This is a genomic window from Streptomyces cyaneofuscatus, from assembly GCF_042718795.1.
Lineage (GTDB): Bacteria > Actinomycetota > Actinomycetes > Streptomycetales > Streptomycetaceae > Streptomyces > Streptomyces cyaneofuscatus_A.
The window spans coordinates 52,286-71,689 of record NZ_JBHXOX010000020.1; the positions used below are offsets into that span (position 1 = coordinate 52,286).

Below are 19,404 nucleotides of genomic sequence, written 5' to 3' on the forward strand. Positions count from 1 at the left end.
CAGGGCGTTGAGAAGGGGCGTATCCGGCCACCGGATACGCCCCTTCTCCTTCTCTCGCGGGCGGCGGGATCGCGCGCGGACCGGACACGGAACCGGGAGGAAGCGCGGTTCCGGCCCCGACCCGCAGCCACCCTCCTTCGTCGTTGGGCAGTGGGTCGTGCGATCCGGCGCCCGTCCGCACGGCCACGGAGTGTCGGGCAGGCCGGCGGTGCGGACGGACGCGGGTGCGGGTCGTCAACTGTTACGAGGGGGAGCCGACGACCCGGCCGCCTCTTGCGAGGAGCTCATTCAACCGACCCCCGGCCCGGCGCGGCAGAGTGCACGGCCCGACGGTTCGGGCATTCCGTTCACACCCCGTGTGAAACGTGCTGGACTAGGCTCATTGCGACACGCACCTGGGGGGACCATGGAGCCGAACGTCCTGCTCGAATCCCTGATCGACGAGGCCGGGATGTCCCGGGCGGGGTTCGCCGGTCATGTCAACCGGGCGGGCCGGACGCGCGGCCTGACCCTGCGGTACGAACACACGGCGGTCTCCCGCTGGCTGAAGGGCCAGCGCCCACGCGGCCAGGTGCCGGACCTGATCTGCGAGGTGCTGGGCGGCCGGCTGGGCCGCCCGGTCGTGCTGGACGACATCGGCATGGGCGTCGTCTCCGGTGGCGGTTACGGCGGTGGGTACGGCAGTGGTCACGGCACCGGGGACGCGCCGGCCGGCGCCTCCCTCTCCGGCTTCGTCGAGCGGGCCACCGCGCTCTGGCGCTCGGACGAACAGCAGCGCCCCCACCTGGCCACCGTCCCCGCCGTCACCGGGACCACGGCGGTGATGCCGGTCTGGGAGTGGGAGAACCCGCCGGAGGACACCGACGTCTCCCGGCCGGGCCCCGGCCGGGTCAGCGCGGCCGACATAGAGACGCTCCGGTCCGCGCGCGACCACTACGAGCAGATGTACCGCAAGGCGGGCGGCATCGCGACCAGACCCCGGATCGTCCGCTTCCTCAACGCCGAGGCCGCACCGCTGCTGCGCGGCGGCTACAGCGACGCGCTCGGCCGCCGGCTGCACCGCGCGACGGCGGCCCTGGTGGCGATGGCCGGAATCTGCGCGTACGACTCCGACGCCCACGGCCTCGCCCAGCGCTACTTCCACCAGGCGCTGCGGCTCGCCAAGTCCAGCGGGGACCGGGCGCTCGGCGGCTATGTGATCGCCCTGCTGACCACCCAGTCCCTCTTCCTCGGCGACCACCGCCGCTCCATCGCCTTCGCCGAGGCCGCGCTGAGGGCGGCGGGGAACCACATCACCCCGGCGCTCGCCGCCGATCTGCACGCCATGCAGGCCAAGGCGTACGCCCAGCTCGGCGACGCGGCGAGCGCCCGCGCCTGCATCCGGCGGGCCGAGGCCCAGGCGGGCCGGATCCACACCGGGCGGGAGCCGGACGAGACCGGGTACGTCCAGCCGGGTCTGGTCGACGTCCAGGTGGCGGAGGCGCTGCTCAGCCTCGGTGATCTGCCGGCGGCACGGGAGCACGCGACCTCCGCCGTGCGCGCCCCGGCGCACGACCGGGGGCGCGTGCACCGGCTCGCGATGCTCAGCCATATCGAGCTGCTCCAGGGCGAGCCGGACCGGGCGGCCACCACCGCCGCCGAAATGGCCGAGCGGGCCCGGGGGATGGAGTCCCAGCGGCTGCGCGACCGGCTGCGCCAGATGCGGCGGGAGCTGGCGGAGAGCGGCTGCGCCGACGCCGTACAGACGGCCGATGTGATCGGCGGGGCGCTCCGCGTGCCTCTGTGAGCTCCGCCGCGCCCCCGCCACGCGCCCGCCGTTCGTTCCCCTGCGCGGCCGACCCTGCTGGCATGTTGCCCCGACATGTCGAAAGGCGGCAGAACCGTGCAGTGGACGAACGTAAGCGAACAGAATGTGTATCAGAACCGTTGGTTCCGGGTGAACCTGGCCGATGTGGAGCTGCCCGACGGCAGCCACCTCGACCACTACGTCATCCGGCTGCGGCCCGTCGCCGCGGCCACGGTCGTCAACGCGGCGGACGAGGTGCTGCTGCTTTGGCGCCACCGGTTCATCACCGACAGCTGGGGGTGGGAGCTGGCGGCGGGCGTCGTCGAGGACGGCGAGGACATCGCGGCGGCGGCGGCCCGCGAGATGGAGGAGGAGACGGGCTGGCGCCCAGGCCCCCTGCGTCCCCTCCTCACCGTGGAGCCGGCCAACGGCCTCACCGACGCCCGCCACCACCTCTACTGGGCCGAAGAGGCGCAGTACACGGGCCCTCCGCAGGACGCCTTCGAGTCCTCACGCCGTGAGTGGATACCGCTGAAGCTCATCCCGGACATGATCGCCCGGGGCGAGGTGCCCGCGGCGAACATGGCGGCGGCCCTGCTGATGCTGCACCACCTGCGGCTCTGAACAACCTCCTGAACGGCTCCGAACGCGCGAGGAGCCGGCCCCGGGGTGTCCGGGACCGGCTCCTCGAAAAGAAGGGTCAGGCGTACGGGTAGAAGCCCGACCCCGTCTTGCGGCCGAGGCGGCCCGCGTCGACCATGCGCTGGAGGAGAGGCGGGGCGGCGTACAGCGGCTCCTTGTACTCGGCGTACATCGAGTCGGCGACCGAGGCCACGGTGTCCAGGCCGATCAGGTCCGCGAGCTTCAGCGGACCCATCGGGTGGGCGCAGCCCATCTCCATGCCGTTGTCGATGTCCTCGCGGCTCGCGATGCCCGATTCGAACATCCGGATCGCGGAGAGCAGGTACGGGATCAGCAGCGCGTTGACGACGAAGCCGGACCGGTCCTGGGCGCGGATCGGGTGCTTGCCCAGCACGTCCTGCACGACGGCCTCGGCGCGCGCGATCGTCTCGTCCGACGTGGTCAGCGCCGGGATCAACTCGACCAGCTTCTGGACGGGCGCCGGGTTGAAGAAGTGGATGCCGATGACCCGGTCCGGGCGCGAGGTCGCGACGGCCAGCTTCACCAGCGGGATGGAGGAGGTGTTGGAGGCCAGGATCGCGTCCTGCCGGACCACCACCTGGTCCAGGACCTGGAAGATCTCCGTCTTGACCTGCTCGTTCTCCACGACGGCCTCGATGACGAGGTCGCGGTCGGCGAACTCCCCGAGGTCGGTGGTGAAGCTGAGGCGGCCCAGGGTCTCGTCCCGCTCCTCCGCGGTGATCTTGCCGCGTTCGGCGGCCTTGGAGAGGGAGTTGTGCAGCCGGGTGCGGCCGATCTCCAGCGCCTCGCCGGTGGTCTCGGCGACCTTGACCTCAAGGCCGCTGCGCGCGCACACCTCCGCGATACCTGCGCCCATCTGGCCACAGCCGACCACCCCGACGCGTGCAATGTCGGCCATAGAGTCCGTCACCTCGTTCCTTTCGATGTTCTCCGCAGTGCAGGTTCCCGTGTGATTCCGGTGCCCGCCTCGACCCCACGACGTTACTCCGCGAGCCCACCCCCGTGACCCGCGGGTCATCCGGCTACGGAAGGGCATCATCCTGTTACGTAAAGCGAGGGGGGTGGTGGTCGACGTGAAGGGACGAGTGTGGCGCATGCGACGTACAGGAATGACCCGGAGATCGCTCGTGGCGGTTGCGGCCGGACTGGTGGCGGCGATGACGACGGGCGGTGACGCGGTGGCCTCTCCCGTATGGCAAGGAGGCGGCGGCGAGGACCGTCTCGCTCGGGGCGAGCTGCGGGGCGTCTGGATCGCCACGGTCGCCAACCTGGACTGGCCGTCCAAGAAGGGCCTGACGGCGTCGGCCCAGGAGGCCGAGCTCATCGCCCACCTGGACCGGGCGGTCGAACTGCGGCTCAACGCGGTGGTGCTCCAGGTCCGCCCCACCGCGGACGCCCTGTGGCCCTCCCCGTACGAACCGTGGGCCGACTGCCTCACCGGAGTCCAGGGCCAGGACCCAGGGTGGGACCCGCTGGCCACCGCCGTCCGTGAGGCGCACGACCGGGGGCTCGAACTGCACGCCTGGTTCAACCCTTACCGGGTGGCGAACCACACGGACCCCACCCGCCTCGCCGCCTCGCATCCGGCCCGGCGCAACCCGGAGTGGGTCCTGCCGTACGGCGGGAAGCTCTACTACGACCCGGGGCTGCCGGAGGTCCGCCGCTTCGTCCAGGACGCGATGCTGGACGCCGTGCGCCGGTACGAGATCGACGCGGTGCACTGGGACGACTACTTCTACCCGTATCCGGTGGCGGGCCAGGAGTTCGAGGACGACGCCGCGTACGAGCGGTATGGGGGCGGCTTCCCGGACAAGGCCGCCTGGCGCCGCGACAACGTGGACCGGCTGGTGCGCGAGATGGGCGAGCGGATCCGGGAGACCCGGCAGGGCGTCCGGTTCGGCATCAGCCCCTTCGCCGTCTGGCGGAACAAGGCCACCGACCCGCTGGGCTCCGACACCCGGGCGGGCGTGGAGACGTACGACGACCTGCACGCCGACACCCGTAAATGGGTCCGGGAAGGGTGGATCGACTACATCTGCCCGCAGATCTACTGGCACATCGGCCTCGCCACCGCCGACTACGCCAAGGTCCTCGCCTGGTGGGCCGCCACCGTGCGGGGCACGGGCGTGGGCCTGTACGTGGGGGAGGCGCTGTACAAGGCGGGTGACCCGGCCCAGCCCGCTCCCTGGCAGGACCCGGCGGAACTCTCCCGCCACCTCACCCTGGCCCGGGACCACGAGGAGGTGGGCGGGCACATCTTCTTCTCCGCCAAGCATGTGGCGGCGGACCGGATCGGCGCGATGGCCCGGGTGGTCGCCGACCACTACCAGGACCGGGTGCGCGCGCCACGCTGACCGGGCGGTGTGAGGGGGCTGGGGGCCGCTCGGACCCCTGCCCCCAGCTCCCGGTCGGTTCTCCTCCTACTGCGGCTGCCGGCCCTGCGGTGCCTCGATGTGCTGGACGACGCTGTCGGGGCCGGGGGACATCAGGTGTTCGTGCCCGTCGGGGAAACGGAGCCGGTACGGAGGGGCGCCCCCGTCCCCGAGCACTTCGATGATCTCTGCGACCCGGTCGTGCTGTCCCACGGTCCTGCCGTGCATCAGCAACCGGTCGCCCGCGTGTGCCTCCATCGGGAGTGACCTCCTTACGGTGACGGTCCGCCTGCCCGTACGGCCAAGTCTATGACCGCACGGGTGCGGTTTCCCCTGCTGAACGCCGCGCCGCCCGGCCCCGGCGGCCTGTCCGCTGGGTGGCGGCGATGCAGACCAGCACCGCCACCGCCGCGAGGGGAGCCGCCGCCGACACCTCCTCGCCGAGCAGCAGGAACGACCACGCCAGCGTCAGCAGCGGCTGGGCGAGCTGGAGTTGACTGGCCCGGGGTACACCGATCTCGGCCATGCCCTTGTACCAGACGTACAGCCCGAAGAACGTCGATCCGGCGGCCACCCAGACCAGGCCGAGGACGCCGTGCGCGGTGAGGTGGACCGGCTCCAGCGGCACGGCCACCGCGCTGCCCGCCACCGCGAGCGGCAGGCACAGGATCAGCGCCCAGCCGATCACCTGCCACCCCGGCATCACCCGGGCCAGCCGGCCACCCTCGGTGTACCCGGCCGCACACACCAGCAGCGCGCCGAACAGATACAGGTCGCCCGAGGTGAGGGCGCCGCCGCTCTGCTGCACGGTGAAGCCGATGACGACGGTCGCCCCGGCGAGGGCCGCGACCCAGAACATACGGGAAGGGCGCTCGCCGGTACGCAGGGATCCCAGCACCGCCGTCGTCAGCGGCAGCAGCCCCACGACCACGGCCGCGTGCGAGGTGGTGGAGGTCTGGAGGGCGAGGGTCGTCAGCAGCGGAAACCCGATCACCACACCGCCCGCCACCACCGCGAGCCCGCCCCAGTGGCGGCGCGCGGGCACCGGTGCACGGACCGCCAGCAGGAAGCCGCCCGCGATCAGGGCGGCCAGCGTGGAGCGCAGGGCGACGAGGGACCAGGGGCCGAAGCTCTCCAGGCCCCAGGCGGTGGAGGGGAAGGTGAGCGAGAACGCCACGACGCCGAGCGCGGCGAGGAGCGTGCCACGGCGGGCGGGCGGCTGCGCGGGGTGCGGCGGGGTGTCCGGGGCGGAGGCCTCGGCGGTGTGCGGCGGGGCGTCCGGGGCGGAGGCCTTGGCGGTGTGCGGCGGGGCGCCGGGACCGGGCGTCGGCGGGATCTCCGTACCGGGGGTCGGCGAGGCCGCCATATCAGTGGTGACCGCTATCGTTCCAGGTCCGGTAGCGCTATCCTGTGCTCTCATGCAAGAGCGTAGCAGCGTCGCCGAACTGGTCACTTCCCTGCGGGCCGAACTCAACCGCTACTCACCCGGTGGAAAGCTCCCGTCCAGCCGCGCGCTCGTCGAACGTTTCCGGGTCAGCCCGGTCACTGTCTCCCGCGCCATCGCCCAGCTCGCCGCCGAAGGGCTCGTCACCACCCGCCCCGGCTCCGGAGCCTTCCGGGCCGAGCCGCGTGCCGAGGTGCCCGCCCCCTGTGACACGTCCTGGCAGGAGGTGTCGCTGAGCGGCGACGGCGGACCCGAGGTCGTGCCGCGTACGGTCGACGCCTCCGGGGTCCTGGCCACGCTCGCCGCACCACCGCCCGGCACCATCGAGTTCAACGGCGGCTACCTCCACGCCTCCCTCCAGCCGGAGCGGGCCCTGGCCGCCGCCCTCGCCCGGGCCGGCCGCCGCCCGGGCGCCTGGGGCCGCCCGCCCACCGATGGGCTGCCCGAACTGCGGTCCTGGTTCGCCCGCGAGATCGGCCCGGCCCTCTCCGGCGCCGACGTCCTGATCACCGCGGGTGGCCAGAGCGCCCTGGCCACCGCCCTGCGCGCCCTCGCCCCGCCCGGCGCCCCGGTCCTGGTCGAGTCACCCACCTACCCCGGCATGCTCGCGGTCGCCCGCGCCACGGGGCTGCGCCCGGTCCCCGTCCCGATGGACGCGGACGGGGTCCGGCCCGAGCTGCTCGTCGACGCGTTCACGGCCACCGGGGCCCGGGTCCTCGTCACCCAGCCGCTCTTCCAGAACCCCACCGGAGCCACCCTCGCCCCCGCCCGCCGGCCCGAGGTCCTGGCGATCGCCCGGGCGGCCGGGGCGTTCGTCATCGAGGACGACTTCGCCCGGCGGCTCGTCCACGAGGACGCCGGACCGCTCCCGGCGCCCCTGGCCGCCGACGACCCCGACGGGGTGGTCGTCCACGTCTGCTCGCTCACCAAGGTCACCTCGCCCAGCCTCCGGGTCGGGGCGCTGGCCGCCCGGGGCCCGGTGCTGGAACGCCTGCGCGCCATCCAGGTCGTCGACAGCTTCTTCGTACCGAGGCCGCTCCAGGAGGCCGCGCTCGAACTCGTCGGCTCCCCGTCCTGGGGCCGCCACCTGGCCGCCGTCGCGGCGGAGCTGGCGAGCCGCCGTACGGTGATGGCCGCCGCCCTCCGCTCCGAGCTGCCGGAGTTCGCCCTGCCCCACGTGCCGGCGGGCGGCGGCAGCCTCTGGGCGCGGATCCCGGCGACCGGCGCGGGCACGGGCCCCGACGAGGCGGCTGTCGCCGCCGCCGCCCTGCGCGCCTCGGTCGCCATCGCCCCGGGTAGCCCGTACTTCTGCGCCGAACCCCCGGCGGGACACGTGCGGCTGAGCTTCGCGGCGGTGTCGGGAGCGGCCGAGATCGCGGAGGGCGTGCGCCGGTTGCGTACGGCGTACGACGGGCTGGGCCTGCCGGGGGTGGCCGGAAACTGACCAGCGGGGACCGCGCCACCCGGTGCCCCCTTGACCGTTCAACCGTTCGGCACCACGATCCGGCCATGACGCATCCCGCCATGACGCATCGGGTCACCCTGGTCGCGGCGGCGCGCACGTCGCCCCGCCTGGCCGAGCGCTTCGACGACGACCGGCCGCTCGACCAGGCCGGCTGGCACGAGGTGCAGCTCGTCGCCCACACCCTGGTGCCGCTCGGGGCGGCCGAACTGCGGTACTGCTCGCCCACCCCGCGCAGCCGTGCCACCGGCGACGCGCTCGGTTACGCCCCGATGGCCCAGCCCGCCCTGCGCGACTGCGACATGGGCCGCTGGCGCGGGATGACCCTGGCCGAGGTCGCCGCCCGCGAACCGGCCGCCGTCGCCGCCTGGCTCGCCGACCCGGGCGGCTCCCCGCACGGCGGCGAGTCCCTCCTCACCTTCATCGGGCGGATCGGGGGCTGGCTGGACACCCGCCCGGCCTGCGACGGGTTCATCGTCGCGGTCGCCGAACCCGCGGTGATCCGCGCGGCCCTGGTCTACGCGCTGAACGTGCCGCCGACGGCGTACTGGAACGTGGACGTCCGCCCGCTCTCCACGATCACGCTCGCCGGAGTGCCCGGCCGCTGGAGCCTGAGCCTGGAGTCCGGCATCCGCTGACCCTGCATCCGCTGACCCGGCATCCGCTGAGCCCGCCGGGCTCGCGCCCTTCCTTCCGGTCCGACCGGTCGGTACGTTGCAGGGGCATCGGTCCCGCCACGCACGTACCGAAGGAGCCCAGGTGCCACAGATCCACGGCCACTGCGACGACCGCTTCGCCGGCGTCCGGGACGCCTTCGAGGAGAACTTCACCGCCCGCGGCGAACTGGGCGCGGCCCTCACCGTCCTCTCCGACGGCGTCCCCGTGGTGGACCTCTGGGGCGGCTGGGCGGATGAGGCCCGCACCCGCCCCTGGGAGCGGGACACCGTCGTCAACGTCTGGTCCACGGGCAAGGGCCCCACCGCGCTCTGCGCCCACATCCTGGCCGACCGGGGGCTGCTCGACCTGGACGCCCCCGTGGCCACGTACTGGCCGGAGTTCGCGGCGCACGGCAAGGAGTCCGTCCTCGTACGCCACCTCCTCTCGCACCGCTCCGGGGTCGCCGGAGTCGGCACACCCCACACGCTCGACGAGCTGTACGACTGGGAGCTGACCTGCGCGAGGCTCGCCGCCACCGCGCCCATGTGGGAGCCGGGGACCCGGTCCGGCTACCACGCGATCTCGTACGGGTTCCTCGTCGGCGAGGTGGTCCGCCGGGTCGGCGGGATGCCGCCCGGGGAGTTCCTGCGGCAGGAGGTCACCGGACCGCTGGACATCGACTTCACCTTCGGCCTCCCCGAGAAGGAGACCCACCGGCTCGCCGAACTCGTCCAGGAACGCGCCGACCGCGCCGCCCAGGCCGCGCTCCTGGCCCGGATGGAGCCGGTGGCCGTCGCCTCGCTGCTCAACCCGCCCACCGGCCGGGCCGCCGCCAACACGCCCGGGTGGCGCGCCGCCGAGATCCCCGCCGCCAACGGCCACGGCACCGCCCGCGCCGTCGCCGCGCTCTACGGGATCCTCGCCGGACGCGGCAGCCTCGGCGGGCACCGGATCCTCTCCGAGCAGGCCGTCGAACGGGTCCGCGAGAGCCAGGGCGCCTGCCGCGACCTGGTCCTCGGCGACGCCTTCGCCCACAAGACGGAGATCGCGCTCGGCCTCTGGCTGAGCGGACGCAACGGCTCGTACGGCCCCAATCCGCGGGCGATGGGCCACGACGGCGCGGGCGGTTCCTGCGGCCTGGCCGACCCGGAAGCCGGAATCGCCCTCGGGTACGTCATGAACCGGATGGGCTCCGGCGTGGCCGACGATCCACGGAAGACGGCCCTGGTGGACGCGGTGTACGCGCGGTCCTCGACGACACCGCCCGGGAATGACCGGAACGCAACATTCCACACCGTCGACCCAACCCGGGTTTCGCCTGCGGTTGCCAGGAATGTGAGGATGTCACCATGACAACCAAGGTCTACTTCGACATCACCATCGACGACGCGCCCGCAGGGCGGATCACGTTCAACCTGTTCGACGACGTCGTCCCCAAGACGACGGAGAACTTCCGCGCGCTCGCCACCGGCGAGAAGGGCTTCGGCTACGCCGGCTCGTCCTTCCACCGCGTCATCACCGACTTCATGCTCCAGGGCGGGGACTTCACCCGCGGCGACGGCACCGGCGGCAAGAGCATCTACGGCGAGAAGTTCGCCGACGAGAACTTCAAGCTCAAGCACGACCGCGTGGGCCTGCTCTCGATGGCCAACGCCGGCCCGAACACCAACGGCTCGCAGTTCTTCATCACCACGGTGCTCACCCCGTGGCTGGACGGCAAGCACGTCGTCTTCGGCGAGGTCGCCGACGAGGACAGCCTGAAGCTCGTCCGCAAGATCGAGGCGCTCGGCTCCTCCAGCGGCCGCACCCGCGCCAAGGTCACCATCGCCGAGTCCGGCGTTCTCTGACCGAAGCGGGCCTTCGGGTCCGGCGCGCTTCCGCATGCTCCCGGCATGCGGGAAAGCCCGGCCGACGCGATGCGTCGGCCGGGCTTTCCCGTGCTCTCTCCGGGGGCCGCGGTCAGTTCGACCGGGCGGCGCGCTCCGCGTTGCGCTCCTTGATGCGGGCGGCCTCCTTGCGGACCTCCGCCTGGGTGGCCCGCTCCTTCCGGAGCCACTCGGGCATCTCGTCCTTCAGGGCGTCGACCTGCTCGGTGGTGAGCGCGTCGGTGACCCCACCGCGGGCGAGCCCCGCGATGGAGATGCCGAGCTTCGCGGCGACCACCGGGCGGGGGTGCGGCCCGGTGCGGCGCAGCTCGACCAGCCACGCGGGCGGGTCGGTCTGGAGGGCGTTGAGCTCGGTGCGCGAGACGGCACCCTCCTGGAACTCGGCGGGGGTGGCCTGGAGGTACACACCCAGCTTCTTCGCCGCGGTGGCGGGCTTCATGGTCTGGGCGGTCTTGTGCGACGTCATGGGTCCAGGGTATCGACCATGGGACATACCTCCGACCACCTGCCGGTAGCCTGGATCCGTGACAGGCTCGGATACCCCCTCTGCTACGCCCCCTCCCTTCAGGCTCGCGTACGTCCCCGGTGTGACGCCGACCAAGTGGGTGAGGGTCTGGCACGAGCGGCTGCCCGACACCCCTCTGGAGCTCGTCCAGGTCCCTCCGGCCGAGGCCGGCCGGCTGCTGGCGGACGGCGGTGCCGAGGCGGGGCTCGTACGGCTCCCGGTCGACCGGGACGTGCTCAGCGCGATCCCGCTCTACACCGAGACCACGGTCGTGGTGATCCCCAAGGACCACGCCGCCACGGCCGCGGAGGAGGTCACGCTCCCCGATCTGGCGGACGAGATCGTTCTGCACCCGCTCGACGACGTCCTGGACTGGGAGACCCTCCCCGGCCGCCCCGCGATCGAGCGCCCGGCCACCACGGCGGACGCGATCGAGCTGGTGGCGGCGGGCGTGGGCGTGCTCCTCGTGCCGCAGTCCCTGGCCCGCCTGCACCACCGCAAGGACCTCACCTACCGGCCGGTCCTGGAGGCCCCCGAGTCCCGCGTGGCCCTCTCGTGGCCGCAGGAGGAGCCGACTCCGGACCTGGTGGAGGAGTTCATCGGCATCGTCCGGGGCCGCACGGTCAACAGCACCCGGGGCCGCGCCGCCACCCCGCCGCAGCCGTCGGCGAAGGAGAAGGCCAAGGCGAAGGCGAAGCGGGCCGGCGCGGCCGCCGGCTCCGGGCACAAGCCCGCGACCGGCGGGAAGCAGCCCGGCACCGGCCGCCGCGCGGCCGCCCCCAAGGGAGGCAGGGCCGGCCAGTCCGGCGGCAAGCGCGGAAAGCCGCGCGGTCGCTAGAGCGGAAAGCCGACGGCGGTCTTCCTGCTGCTCCACGGCACCGACTGCAACTGCTGGTGACAGCGGGCGCCCGGAACTCGATGGTCATCCGGCGACGCGGCCCCTAGCCTGAACCCATGCCCCCCGCGAAGACCTCGTACGTCTGCCTTCCCTGCCGGGCCTCCTACAAGCAGCCCCACGACCCCACGAGGCGGCGGAGCTGCCCGCGTTGTGCGGAGTCGATGGTCCACGTGGGATCGGCGTTCGCCGCGCCCCGCCGCCGGGACACGGCGGCATGGCGCACGCTCACCGTTCTGCTGAACGCCGGTGTCGGCTTCCACAAGAGCTGCTGCGGCGGCCCCGGTTACCGGCCCCGCACGGTCCGCGAGGTACGCGAGCGGATGACGTACGCCCAGCGCAGCGGCGAGCCGGTCGCCAGGGCCCTCGTACGCCACGACCTGCCCTGACCCGACCGGCCCCGACCTGCGCGGGCCCGGTCGGCGCCGACCTCAGCTCCTGACGGCCTCCACGATCCGCCGGGCTGCCTCGGCCGGCGTGAGGTGCGTGGTGTCGACGACCTCGGCCTCGTCGTGCAGCCAGGTGCGGGCCGCCTCGGCGTAGGGGGCGAGGTACTTGAGGCGGAAGGCGGAGGGGCCCATGTCCGTGTCTCCCTCGATGCGCCCGCGGAGCGTCTCCTGGTCGGCATGGAGCACGAAGTGCCGTACCGGAATGGAGTGTTGGGCGAGGCCCGCGCTGATCTCACGCCAGTAGTCCTCAACGAGGACGGTCATGGGCATCACCAGGGTGCCGCCGGTGTAGTCGAGCACCTGGCGGGCCGTCTCGACCACGAGGGGCCGCCACGGCGGCCAGTGCTGGAAGTTGTCCGTCCGGGACAGCGCCGGCGTGATGTCCATGAGCGTCTCGCCGACCTTCTCGGCGTCGAACACCCGTGAATCCGGAATCAGTTGCTGCACGAGCGCACTGGTCGTCGTCTTGCCCGCGCCGTGGGTGCCGTTGAGCCATACGATCATGGGACCCCAGGCTAGTGCGGTGCGGGCCGCCGGAACGGGCGCGAGGGGAAACGCGGTACGGGACTCTCACAGGTCACTCGCCCGACCGGGGGAGAGGGATCGTTCCGGCGGCCGACGCCACGCCCCCGCGGCCGATGCCACGTTCGGCACATGACCCATGCTGAACGGACGACGAAGGCGCCCCGGAGCGCCGGGTGGCAGCGACGGCCCCGCCGGCAGGGACGGCCAGGACGGGTGGCCCGGGCGACGACGCTGTGGGCGCTGCTGTACACGGGCTTCGGCCTGGCGTGCGCGCTGAGCGGGACCTCCCTGTTCCCGTACGGCGGTGACTCAGCGGCGTCCGGACCGGGTTGGGCGGTCGTGGCGGTGGGTGCGCTGGGGGCCACGGTCGCCGGGGCGGTGGTGCGGTACGGGCTGCGGCCTGCGCTACGGGTACTGCTCCGGGTGGTCTGCGGGCTGGCGGCGATCACCGCGTTCAGCCTGCTGATGGATGTGATCACGCTGATGCTCGGTCAGGGCGTGGACAGTTGGGCCGCCACCGCGAACAAGGCCCTTGCGGCGGTCGGAGCGGTCCTGCTCGCGGCCACGGCCCGGTCCGACCGTGAGCCCGCCGGGGCCGCCGTACGCGAGCCGTCCGCCGCGCCGCGGCTCGTCCAGCGCGCCGCCTGGGCGGGGACGCTGGCCTTCGTCCCGTACGCGGCGATGAAGCTGGTCTGGGCGTCCGGCGGGACGTTCGCCGGGGTCACCGGTGAGGAGATGCTCGCGGCCTCGGAGCAAAACGGCGCCTCGGGGGTCTTCCTCGCCCTGGAGTCCCGGGGCCTGGACCCCACCGCGCTGCTGGCCGCGCTCGGCGTCTGCCTGCTCTGGGGCCTGGCCCGCCCGTGGGGGCAGGTGTTCCCGCGCTGGACGCTGTTCCTGCGCGGCCGACGGGTGCCGCCCTGGCTCCCGCTCGCCCCGGCGCTCCTCGGCGCCGCCACACTCGCCCCGTACGGCGTTGTGGGCGTCGGATACCTGACCCTGGCCACGGCCGGCGCGGTGACGATGCGGCGCGGCGACTTCCCCTCCTCGGGCGACGCGCTGCTGGTCGGCTGGATCGGGATGGTCGCCTTCGGCGTCTACGGCACCGCCCTGATCATCACGGCCCGCTCGTACTGGCTCCGCACCCGTCCTGCCGGCCGCCCGGTGCGGGGAAGCGCCGCCTGCGCCACCCTTCCCCATCAGCTCGGCGGTGGGTCAGACTCACCTACGCCCCGAAGCGGCCGACCAGGTCCACGAGCGTGCGGTCCTACGCGTCCCGGCCACCCCCACGGTGACAGCGACTCCACGGTCCTCCGTGCGGCCACGACCCCCGCCCCTCACACGCCCATCACGTGGGCCGGAACACGCCCGCCGTCCTCACCCCCGTCCAGTTCCCGACCTCAAGGACACCGATGAACGACTCGGCACTCATCACCACCGGCCTGCCGATCGCCCTGGCGATCATCATGTTCGGCCTCGGGCTCTCCCTGACCACCGACGACTTCAGGAGGGTCAGCCGGTCACCGAAGGCGGTGGTCGTCGCCTTGGTGCTGCAGGTGCTGGTGCTTCCGCTCGTGGCCTTCGGGCTGGTGAAGCTCTTCGACCTCGACCCCCTGCTCGCGGTCGGCGTGATGCTGTTGGCCGCGTCCCCCGGCGGGACCACGGCCAATCTGTTCAGCCATCTCTTCCGAGGAGACGTGGCCCTCAACATCACGCTGACCGCGATCAACTCGGTGCTGGCCGCCATCACCATCCCGGTCATCACCAACCTCGCCATCGACCACTTCGACGCCCAGGGCGACCTCGGCCTGCAACTCGGCAAGGTGGTGCAGGTGATCGCCATCGTGCTCATCCCGGTCGCCATCGGTATGGCGGTCCGTCGGCGCTCCGCCGGCTTCGCCGCCCGCGCCGACCGCCCGGTCCGGATCTTCTCCATCGTCGTGCTGGTGATCGTTTCGGTCGGTGCCCTGCTGGGTGAGCGGGAGAACCTGGCCGACTACATGCAGCAGGTCGGGCTGGTGACCGGCATCTTCTGCCTCGCGAGCCTCACCCTCGGCTATGCCGGTGCGCGGCTGCTCCGTCTCGACGAGCGCCAGGCGATAGCGAGCTCCATGGAGGTGGGAATCCACAACACGACCGTGGCCCTCACCATCGCGCTCAGCGTGCTGGACAGCACCGAGGTCGCGATCCCCAGCGCCGTCTACTCGGTGCTCATGTACGTCCTCGCGACCGCCTTCGGCTACCTGGTGACCCGGCGTCACTCCGACGCCGGAAAGAGCCTCGGCCAGCCGACCGGATGACCATGACGCGTACCTGGCTCCGGTGATCCGGGTCTTCGTCATGCGCCGCTGCCAGAGCATCTACACATCGACCCTGATTGCATAAAAGTGCGGCACTGCGTATAGTCATGCCATCGACGAGGAGGGTTCCGATGGTGGTACGCGCAGCGGTGGCAGGGGCGAGCGGATACGCCGGCGGTGAGCTGCTCCGACTCCTGCTGGCGCACCCCGGCGTCGAGATCGGTGCCCTCACCGGACACTCCAACGCCGGGCAGACGCTCGGCTCGCTCCAGCCGCATCTGCGGCCCCTGGCCGGCCGGGTGCTGGAGCCCACCACCGCCGAGGTCCTCGCCGGGCACGACGTCGTCTTCCTGGCGCTGCCCCACGGGCAGTCCGCCGCCGTCGCCGAGCAGCTCGGGGACGAGGTCCTCGTCGTCGACATGGGGGCCGACTTCCGGCTGAAGGACGCGGGGGACTGGGAGAGGTTCTACGGGTCCCCGCACGCCGGGACCTGGCCCTACGGGCTGCCCGAGCTGCCGGGCGGGCGGGCCGCGCTCGCCGGGTCCAAGCGGATCGCGGTGCCGGGGTGCTACCCGACCGCCGTCTCGCTCGCGCTCTTCCCGGCGTACGAGGCCGGTATCGCCGGGCCGGAGGCCGTCATCGTCGCCGCGTCGGGCACCTCGGGTGCGGGCAAGGCGGTCAAGCCGCACCTGCTCGGCTCCGAGGTGATGGGCAACATGACCCCGTACGGCGTCGGCGGCGGGCACCGCCACACCCCCGAGATGATCCAGAACCTCAGCGCCGCCGCCGGGCACCCGGTCACCGTCTCCTTCACGCCCACTCTCGCGCCCATGCCCCGCGGCATCCTCGCCACGTGCAGCGCGAAGGCCGGGCCGGGCGTGAGCGCGGAGTCCCTGCGCGCGGTGTACGAGAAGGCGTTCGCGGACGAGCCGTTCGTGGACCTCCTGCCCGAGGGGCAGTGGCCCGCCACCGCCGCGGTGTACGGCTCCAACGCCGTACAGGTCCAGGTCGCGTACGACGAGGCCGCCGGGCGGATCGTCGTCGTCACCGCCATCGACAACCTCGCCAAGGGCACCGCGGGCGGCGCCCTCCAGAGCATGAACATCGCCCTCGGGCTCCCCGAGGACACAGGTCTCACGACGATCGGAGTTGCACCGTGAGCGTCACGGCAGCACAGGGATTCTCGGCGGCGGGCATCGCCGCCGGAATCAAGGAGAGCGGTAACCCGGACCTGGCCCTCGTGGTCAACCACGGGCCCCGTCGCGCCGCCGCGGGCGTCTTCACCTCCAACCGCGTCAAGGCCGCCCCGGTCCTCTGGTCCGAGCAGGTCCTCAAGGGCGGCGAGGTCACCGCCGTCGTGCTCAACTCCGGTGGCGCCAACGCCTGTACGGGCCCCCAGGGGTTCCAGGACACCCACGCCACCGCCGAGAAGGTGGCCGAGGTGCTGGAAGGCCACAGCGCCGGAGAGGTCGCCGTCGCCTCCACCGGGCTCATCGGCATCCTGCTCCCCATGGACAAGCTGCTCCCCGGCATCGAGCAGGCCGCCGCCGCCCTCAGCGGACACGGCGGTGAGAAGGCCGCCATCGCCATCAAGACCACCGACACCGTGCACAAGACGGCCGTCGCGGGCGGCGAGGGCTGGACCGTCGGCGGCATGGCCAAGGGCGCGGGCATGCTCGCCCCGGGCCTCGCCACCATGCTCGTCGTCCTCACCACCGACGCCGACGTGCCCGCCCCGGAGCTGGACGCCGCTCTCCGCGACGCCACCCGCACCACCTTCGACCGGGTCGACTCCGACGGCTGCATGTCCACCAACGACACCGTGCTCCTGCTCGCCTCCGGCGCCAGCGGCATCACCCCGGAGCAGGGCGCCTTCGCCGAGGCCGTACGGGCTGTCTGCGACGACCTCGCCCGGCAGCTCATCGGCGACGCCGAGGGCGCCTCCAAGGACATCCGGATCGAGGTGATCAACGCGGCCACCGAGGACGACGCCGTCGAGGTCGGCCGGTCCATCGCCCGGAACAACCTCCTCAAGTGCGCCATCCACGGCGAGGACCCCAACTGGGGCCGTGTCCTCTCCGCCATCGGCACGACGAAGGCGGCTTTCGAGCCGGACCAGCTCAACGTCGCCATCAACGACGTCTGGGTCTGCAAGAACGGGGGAGTGGGCGAGGACCGCGACCTCGTCGACATGCGCTACCGGGAGGTCAAGATCACCGCCGACCTCGCCGCCGGCACCGAGTCCGCCGTCATCTGGGCCAACGACCTCACCGCGGACTACGTCCACGAGAACAGCGCGTACAGCTCATGAGCGCCGCGCGGAAGCACACCGCCCTCCCGAAGGCGCAGATCCTCATCGAGGCGCTGCCCTGGCTGACCCGGCACAACGGCAGGACCGTGGTCATCAAGTTCGGCGGCAACGCCATGATCGACGAGGAGCTGAAAGCCGCCTTCGCCCAGGACGTCGTCTTCCTGCGGCACGCCGGCCTCAAGCCCGTCGTCGTGCACGGCGGCGGCCCGCAGATCAGCGCCCAGCTCGACAAGCAGGGCCTGGTCAGCGAGTTCAAGGCCGGGCTGCGGGTCACCACCCCGGAGGCCATGGACGTCGTACGGATGGTGCTCGCCGGACAGGTCCAGCGCGAGCTCGTCGGCCTCCTCAACCAGCACGGCCCCCTCGCCGTCGGCATGACCGGCGAGGACGCCCACACCATCACCGCCACCCAGCACCGGCCCACCATCGACGGCGAGTCCGTCGACATCGGCCGGGTCGGCGAGATCACCGCCATCGACACCGGGGCCATCCAGGCGCTCCTCGACGACGGCCGCATCCCGGTCGTCTCCTCCATCGCCCGCTCCGCCGACGACCACCACGTCTACAACGTCAACGCCGACACCGCGGCCGCCGCGCTCGCCGCCGCGCTGAACGCCGAGACGCTGATGGTCCTCACGGACGTGGAGGGGCTGTACGAGGACTGGCCCAACAGCGACGACGTCATCAGCCGGCTCACCGCGAGCGAGCTGGAGAAGCTGCTGCCCGAGCTGTCCAGCGGCATGGTCCCCAAGATGCAGGGCTGTCTGCACGCCGTGCGCAACGGCGTCGAGACCGCCCGCGTCATCGACGGGCGGGTCCAGCACTCGATCCTGCTGGAGATCTTCACCGACGAGGGCATCGGCACGATGGTCGTGCCGGACGCCCCCATCGACGTACACGCAGCATCCGACCAGGGGGAATCATGACCGGCACAGAGGCCGCAGGACTCACCTCGCGCTGGCAGGGCGCGCTGATGGACAACTACGGCACGCCCAGCCTGCCGCTCGTCCGCGGCGAAGGCGCGTACGTCTGGGGCGAGGACGGCACCCGCTACCTCGACTTCGTCGGCGGCATCGCGGTCAACGCCCTCGGCCACGCCCACCCCGCCGTCGTCGAGGCCGTCTCCACGCAGGTCGCCTCCCTCGGCCACGTATCGAACCTGTTCATCGCGGAGCCGCCGGTAGCCCTCGCCGAGCGGCTGCTCCAGCTCTTCGGCCGCCCGGGCCGGGTCTTCTTCGCCAACTCCGGCGCCGAGGCCAACGAGGCCGCCTTCAAGATCGGCCGGCTCACCGGGCGCCACCACATGGTGGCCACCGACGGCGGCTTCCACGGCCGGACCATGGGCGCGCTCGCGCTGACCGGCCAGCCAGGGAAGCGGGAGCCGTTCGTCCCGCTGCCCGGTGACGTCACGCACGTGCCGTACGGGGACGTGGACGCCCTGCGCGCGGCCGTCACCACCGACACCGCCCTCGTCGTCATCGAGCCGATCCAGGGCGAGAACGGCGTCGTCGTCCCGCCCAAGGGCTACCTGGAGGCGGCCCGGGAGATCACCCGCGCCACCGGCACGCTGCTCGTCCTGGACGAGGTGCAGACCGGGATCGGCCGCTGCGGCCAGTGGTTCGAGCACCAGGCCCACCAGGGCGTGGAGCCCGACCTCGTCACCCTCGCCAAGGGGCTCGGCGGCGGCCTCCCGATCGGCGCGACCGTCGCGTTCGGCCCGGCGGCCGACCTGCTGAAGCCCGGTCACCACGGCACCACGTTCGGCGGCAACCCGATCGCCTGCGCCGCCGGACTCGCCGTCCTGGACACCCTCGCGGCCGACGGCGCGCTCGACGAGGTCAAGCGGCTCGGCGAGAGGATCCGCGACGGCGTGGAGGCGCTGGGACACCCGCTGGTCTCCCATGTCCGCGGCAGCGGCCTGCTGCTGGGTATCGTGCTCACCGGACCCCTCGCACCGCAGGTGCAGCAGGCGGCCCAGGGAGCCGGCCTCCTGGTGAACGCGCCCGCCCCCGATGTCGTACGGCTCATGCCGCCGCTGATCATCGGTGACGCGGAGGTGGACGCGTTCCTGGAGATCCTGCCGAGCGCTCTCGACGCGGCACACGGGGACGGACGATCCGGAGCATGACCCTCCGGAGAATGAGGCGACGAC

The 19,404-nt window shown here is 72.7% G+C and carries 20 protein-coding genes; 15 read left to right on the forward strand and 5 right to left on the reverse strand.

Translation table 11 applies throughout. The features are described 5' to 3' along the window. Window positions 1-406: 406 nt before the first annotated feature. Both ACFWRT_RS22890 and ACFWRT_RS22895 read left to right on the forward strand, forming a co-directional pair. Window positions 407-1,786, forward strand: coding sequence for a transcriptional regulator (locus ACFWRT_RS22890; protein ID WP_380953667.1), 1,380 nt, complete (start codon window positions 407-409; stop codon window positions 1,784-1,786). 96 nt (window positions 1,787-1,882) lie between these two features. Beyond that, window positions 1,883-2,410 carry an NUDIX domain-containing protein gene (locus ACFWRT_RS22895; protein ID WP_215038981.1) on the forward strand — a complete coding sequence of 176 codons (528 nt, stop codon included), beginning with the start codon at window positions 1,883-1,885 and terminating at the stop codon, window positions 2,408-2,410. A 76-nt stretch (window positions 2,411-2,486) separates the two neighbouring features. Here ACFWRT_RS22895 and ACFWRT_RS22900 read toward each other — a convergent pair whose 3' ends face one another. After that, a complete protein-coding gene (locus tag ACFWRT_RS22900) occupies window positions 2,487-3,347 on the reverse strand; it encodes a 3-hydroxybutyryl-CoA dehydrogenase (RefSeq protein WP_380953668.1) in 861 nt (286 codons plus the stop codon). Between the two features lie 196 nt (window positions 3,348-3,543). Between ACFWRT_RS22900 and ACFWRT_RS22905 the strand changes: the two genes are divergently transcribed. After that, window positions 3,544-4,803: a glycoside hydrolase family 10-like protein gene (locus tag ACFWRT_RS22905; RefSeq protein WP_380953669.1), complete on the forward strand. Its 1,260-nt coding sequence runs from the start codon at window positions 3,544-3,546 to the stop codon at window positions 4,801-4,803. Between the two features lie 66 nt (window positions 4,804-4,869). On the opposite strand, the gene ACFWRT_RS22910 is transcribed toward ACFWRT_RS22905, so the two are convergent. Both ACFWRT_RS22910 and ACFWRT_RS22915 read right to left on the reverse strand, forming a co-directional pair. Then, the gene (locus tag ACFWRT_RS22910) at window positions 4,870-5,079 is read right to left on the reverse strand and encodes a DUF1918 domain-containing protein (protein WP_018515301.1); all 210 of its coding nucleotides are present in this window, start codon (window positions 5,077-5,079) and stop codon (window positions 4,870-4,872) included. 49 nt (window positions 5,080-5,128) lie between these two features. Next, the gene (locus tag ACFWRT_RS22915; RefSeq protein ID WP_380953670.1) at window positions 5,129-6,241 is read right to left on the reverse strand and encodes a DMT family transporter; all 1,113 of its coding nucleotides are present in this window, start codon (window positions 6,239-6,241) and stop codon (window positions 5,129-5,131) included. Here ACFWRT_RS22915 and ACFWRT_RS22920 point away from each other — a divergent pair. The 4 genes from ACFWRT_RS22920 to ACFWRT_RS22935 all read left to right on the forward strand — a co-directional run bounded on the left by ACFWRT_RS22920 (window position 6,240) and on the right by ACFWRT_RS22935 (window position 10,231). Then, window positions 6,240-7,709, forward strand: coding sequence for an aminotransferase-like domain-containing protein (locus ACFWRT_RS22920; protein ID WP_380953671.1), 1,470 nt, complete (start codon window positions 6,240-6,242; stop codon window positions 7,707-7,709). The two genes, ACFWRT_RS22915 and ACFWRT_RS22920, sit on opposite strands and share 2 nt — an antisense overlap. Window positions 7,710-7,789: 80 nt before the next feature. Further along, window positions 7,790-8,365, forward strand: a complete 576-nt coding sequence (locus ACFWRT_RS22925) for a histidine phosphatase family protein (protein WP_380953697.1) — start codon at window positions 7,790-7,792, stop codon at window positions 8,363-8,365. A 121-nt stretch (window positions 8,366-8,486) separates the two neighbouring features. Continuing rightward, a complete protein-coding gene (locus ACFWRT_RS22930; protein ID WP_380953672.1) occupies window positions 8,487-9,737 on the forward strand; it encodes a serine hydrolase domain-containing protein in 1,251 nt (416 codons plus the stop codon). Continuing rightward, window positions 9,734-10,231, forward strand: a complete 498-nt coding sequence (locus ACFWRT_RS22935) for a peptidylprolyl isomerase (protein WP_380953673.1) — start codon at window positions 9,734-9,736, stop codon at window positions 10,229-10,231. The genes ACFWRT_RS22930 and ACFWRT_RS22935 overlap by 4 nt, the downstream gene beginning before the upstream one ends. Window positions 10,232-10,343: 112 nt before the next feature. On the opposite strand, the gene ACFWRT_RS22940 is transcribed toward ACFWRT_RS22935, so the two are convergent. Further along, the gene (locus tag ACFWRT_RS22940) at window positions 10,344-10,736 is read right to left on the reverse strand and encodes a DUF5997 family protein (protein ID WP_380953674.1); all 393 of its coding nucleotides are present in this window, start codon (window positions 10,734-10,736) and stop codon (window positions 10,344-10,346) included. Window positions 10,737-10,794: 58 nt separating this feature from the next. Here ACFWRT_RS22940 and ACFWRT_RS22945 point away from each other — a divergent pair, with 58 nt between their 5' ends. Together ACFWRT_RS22945 and ACFWRT_RS22950 are read left to right on the forward strand one after the other, a co-directional pair. Then, window positions 10,795-11,613, forward strand: a complete 819-nt coding sequence (locus tag ACFWRT_RS22945) for a LysR family substrate-binding domain-containing protein (RefSeq protein WP_380953675.1) — start codon at window positions 10,795-10,797, stop codon at window positions 11,611-11,613. Window positions 11,614-11,729: 116 nt separating this feature from the next. Further along, window positions 11,730-12,059 (forward strand): deoxyxylulose-5-phosphate synthase, encoded by a 330-nt coding sequence (locus tag ACFWRT_RS22950; protein ID WP_380953676.1) that lies wholly within the window; start codon window positions 11,730-11,732, stop codon window positions 12,057-12,059. A gap of 42 nt (window positions 12,060-12,101) precedes the next feature. Here the strand turns inward: ACFWRT_RS22950 and ACFWRT_RS22955 are convergent, their stop codons facing one another. After that, window positions 12,102-12,623, reverse strand: coding sequence for an AAA family ATPase (locus tag ACFWRT_RS22955; protein ID WP_380953677.1), 522 nt, complete (start codon window positions 12,621-12,623; stop codon window positions 12,102-12,104). 150 nt (window positions 12,624-12,773) lie between these two features. On the opposite strand from ACFWRT_RS22955, the gene ACFWRT_RS22960 reads away from it, so the two are divergent. From ACFWRT_RS22960 to ACFWRT_RS22985, 6 genes are all read left to right on the forward strand, one after another. Further along, complete coding sequence (locus ACFWRT_RS22960) at window positions 12,774-14,057, forward strand: hypothetical protein (protein WP_380953678.1); 1,284 nt, start codon at window positions 12,774-12,776, stop codon at window positions 14,055-14,057. After that, on the forward strand, window positions 14,054-14,941 hold the full coding sequence (locus ACFWRT_RS22965) for a bile acid:sodium symporter family protein (RefSeq protein WP_380953679.1): 888 nt from the start codon (window positions 14,054-14,056) through the stop codon (window positions 14,939-14,941). The genes ACFWRT_RS22960 and ACFWRT_RS22965 overlap by 4 nt, the downstream gene beginning before the upstream one ends. Before the next feature lie 131 nt (window positions 14,942-15,072). Then, on the forward strand, window positions 15,073-16,101 hold the full coding sequence (gene argC / locus ACFWRT_RS22970; protein ID WP_380953680.1) for an N-acetyl-gamma-glutamyl-phosphate reductase: 1,029 nt from the start codon (window positions 15,073-15,075) through the stop codon (window positions 16,099-16,101). Next, window positions 16,098-17,252, forward strand: a complete 1,155-nt coding sequence (gene argJ / locus ACFWRT_RS22975) for a bifunctional glutamate N-acetyltransferase/amino-acid acetyltransferase ArgJ (protein ID WP_380953681.1) — start codon at window positions 16,098-16,100, stop codon at window positions 17,250-17,252. Before argC ends, argJ begins: the two co-directional genes overlap by 4 nt. Continuing rightward, on the forward strand, window positions 17,249-18,178 hold the full coding sequence (gene argB / locus ACFWRT_RS22980; protein WP_380953682.1) for an acetylglutamate kinase: 930 nt from the start codon (window positions 17,249-17,251) through the stop codon (window positions 18,176-18,178). Before argJ ends, argB begins: the two co-directional genes overlap by 4 nt. Further along, window positions 18,175-19,380, forward strand: a complete 1,206-nt coding sequence (locus ACFWRT_RS22985; protein ID WP_380953683.1) for an acetylornithine transaminase — start codon at window positions 18,175-18,177, stop codon at window positions 19,378-19,380. The genes argB and ACFWRT_RS22985 overlap by 4 nt, the downstream gene beginning before the upstream one ends. The last annotated feature ends 24 nt before the right edge of the window (window positions 19,381-19,404 follow it).

Coding starts and splice junctions, on each gene's coding strand:
- ACFWRT_RS22890 (WP_380953667.1), top strand. CDS start 407: ATGGAGCCGAACGTCCTGCTCGAATCCCTGATCGACGAGGCCGGGATG.
- ACFWRT_RS22900 (WP_380953668.1), bottom strand. CDS start 3,347: ATGGCCGACATTGCACGCGTCGGGGTGGTCGGCTGTGGCCAGATGGGC.
- ACFWRT_RS22905 (WP_380953669.1), top strand. CDS start 3,544: ATGCGACGTACAGGAATGACCCGGAGATCGCTCGTGGCGGTTGCGGCC.
- ACFWRT_RS22910 (WP_018515301.1), bottom strand. CDS start 5,079: ATGGAGGCACACGCGGGCGACCGGTTGCTGATGCACGGCAGGACCGTG.
- ACFWRT_RS22920 (WP_380953671.1), top strand. CDS start 6,240: ATGCAAGAGCGTAGCAGCGTCGCCGAACTGGTCACTTCCCTGCGGGCC.
- ACFWRT_RS22915 (WP_380953670.1), bottom strand. CDS start 6,241: ATGAGAGCACAGGATAGCGCTACCGGACCTGGAACGATAGCGGTCACC.
- ACFWRT_RS22925 (WP_380953697.1), top strand. CDS start 7,790: ATGACGCATCGGGTCACCCTGGTCGCGGCGGCGCGCACGTCGCCCCGC.
- ACFWRT_RS22935 (WP_380953673.1), top strand. CDS start 9,734: ATGACAACCAAGGTCTACTTCGACATCACCATCGACGACGCGCCCGCA.
- ACFWRT_RS22940 (WP_380953674.1), bottom strand. CDS start 10,736: ATGACGTCGCACAAGACCGCCCAGACCATGAAGCCCGCCACCGCGGCG.
- ACFWRT_RS22950 (WP_380953676.1), top strand. CDS start 11,730: ATGCCCCCCGCGAAGACCTCGTACGTCTGCCTTCCCTGCCGGGCCTCC.
- ACFWRT_RS22955 (WP_380953677.1), bottom strand. CDS start 12,623: ATGATCGTATGGCTCAACGGCACCCACGGCGCGGGCAAGACGACGACC.
- ACFWRT_RS22960 (WP_380953678.1), top strand. CDS start 12,774: ATGACCCATGCTGAACGGACGACGAAGGCGCCCCGGAGCGCCGGGTGG.
- ACFWRT_RS22965 (WP_380953679.1), top strand. CDS start 14,054: ATGAACGACTCGGCACTCATCACCACCGGCCTGCCGATCGCCCTGGCG.
- argC (WP_380953680.1), top strand. CDS start 15,073: ATGGTGGTACGCGCAGCGGTGGCAGGGGCGAGCGGATACGCCGGCGGT.
- argB (WP_380953682.1), top strand. CDS start 17,249: ATGAGCGCCGCGCGGAAGCACACCGCCCTCCCGAAGGCGCAGATCCTC.
- ACFWRT_RS22985 (WP_380953683.1), top strand. CDS start 18,175: ATGACCGGCACAGAGGCCGCAGGACTCACCTCGCGCTGGCAGGGCGCG.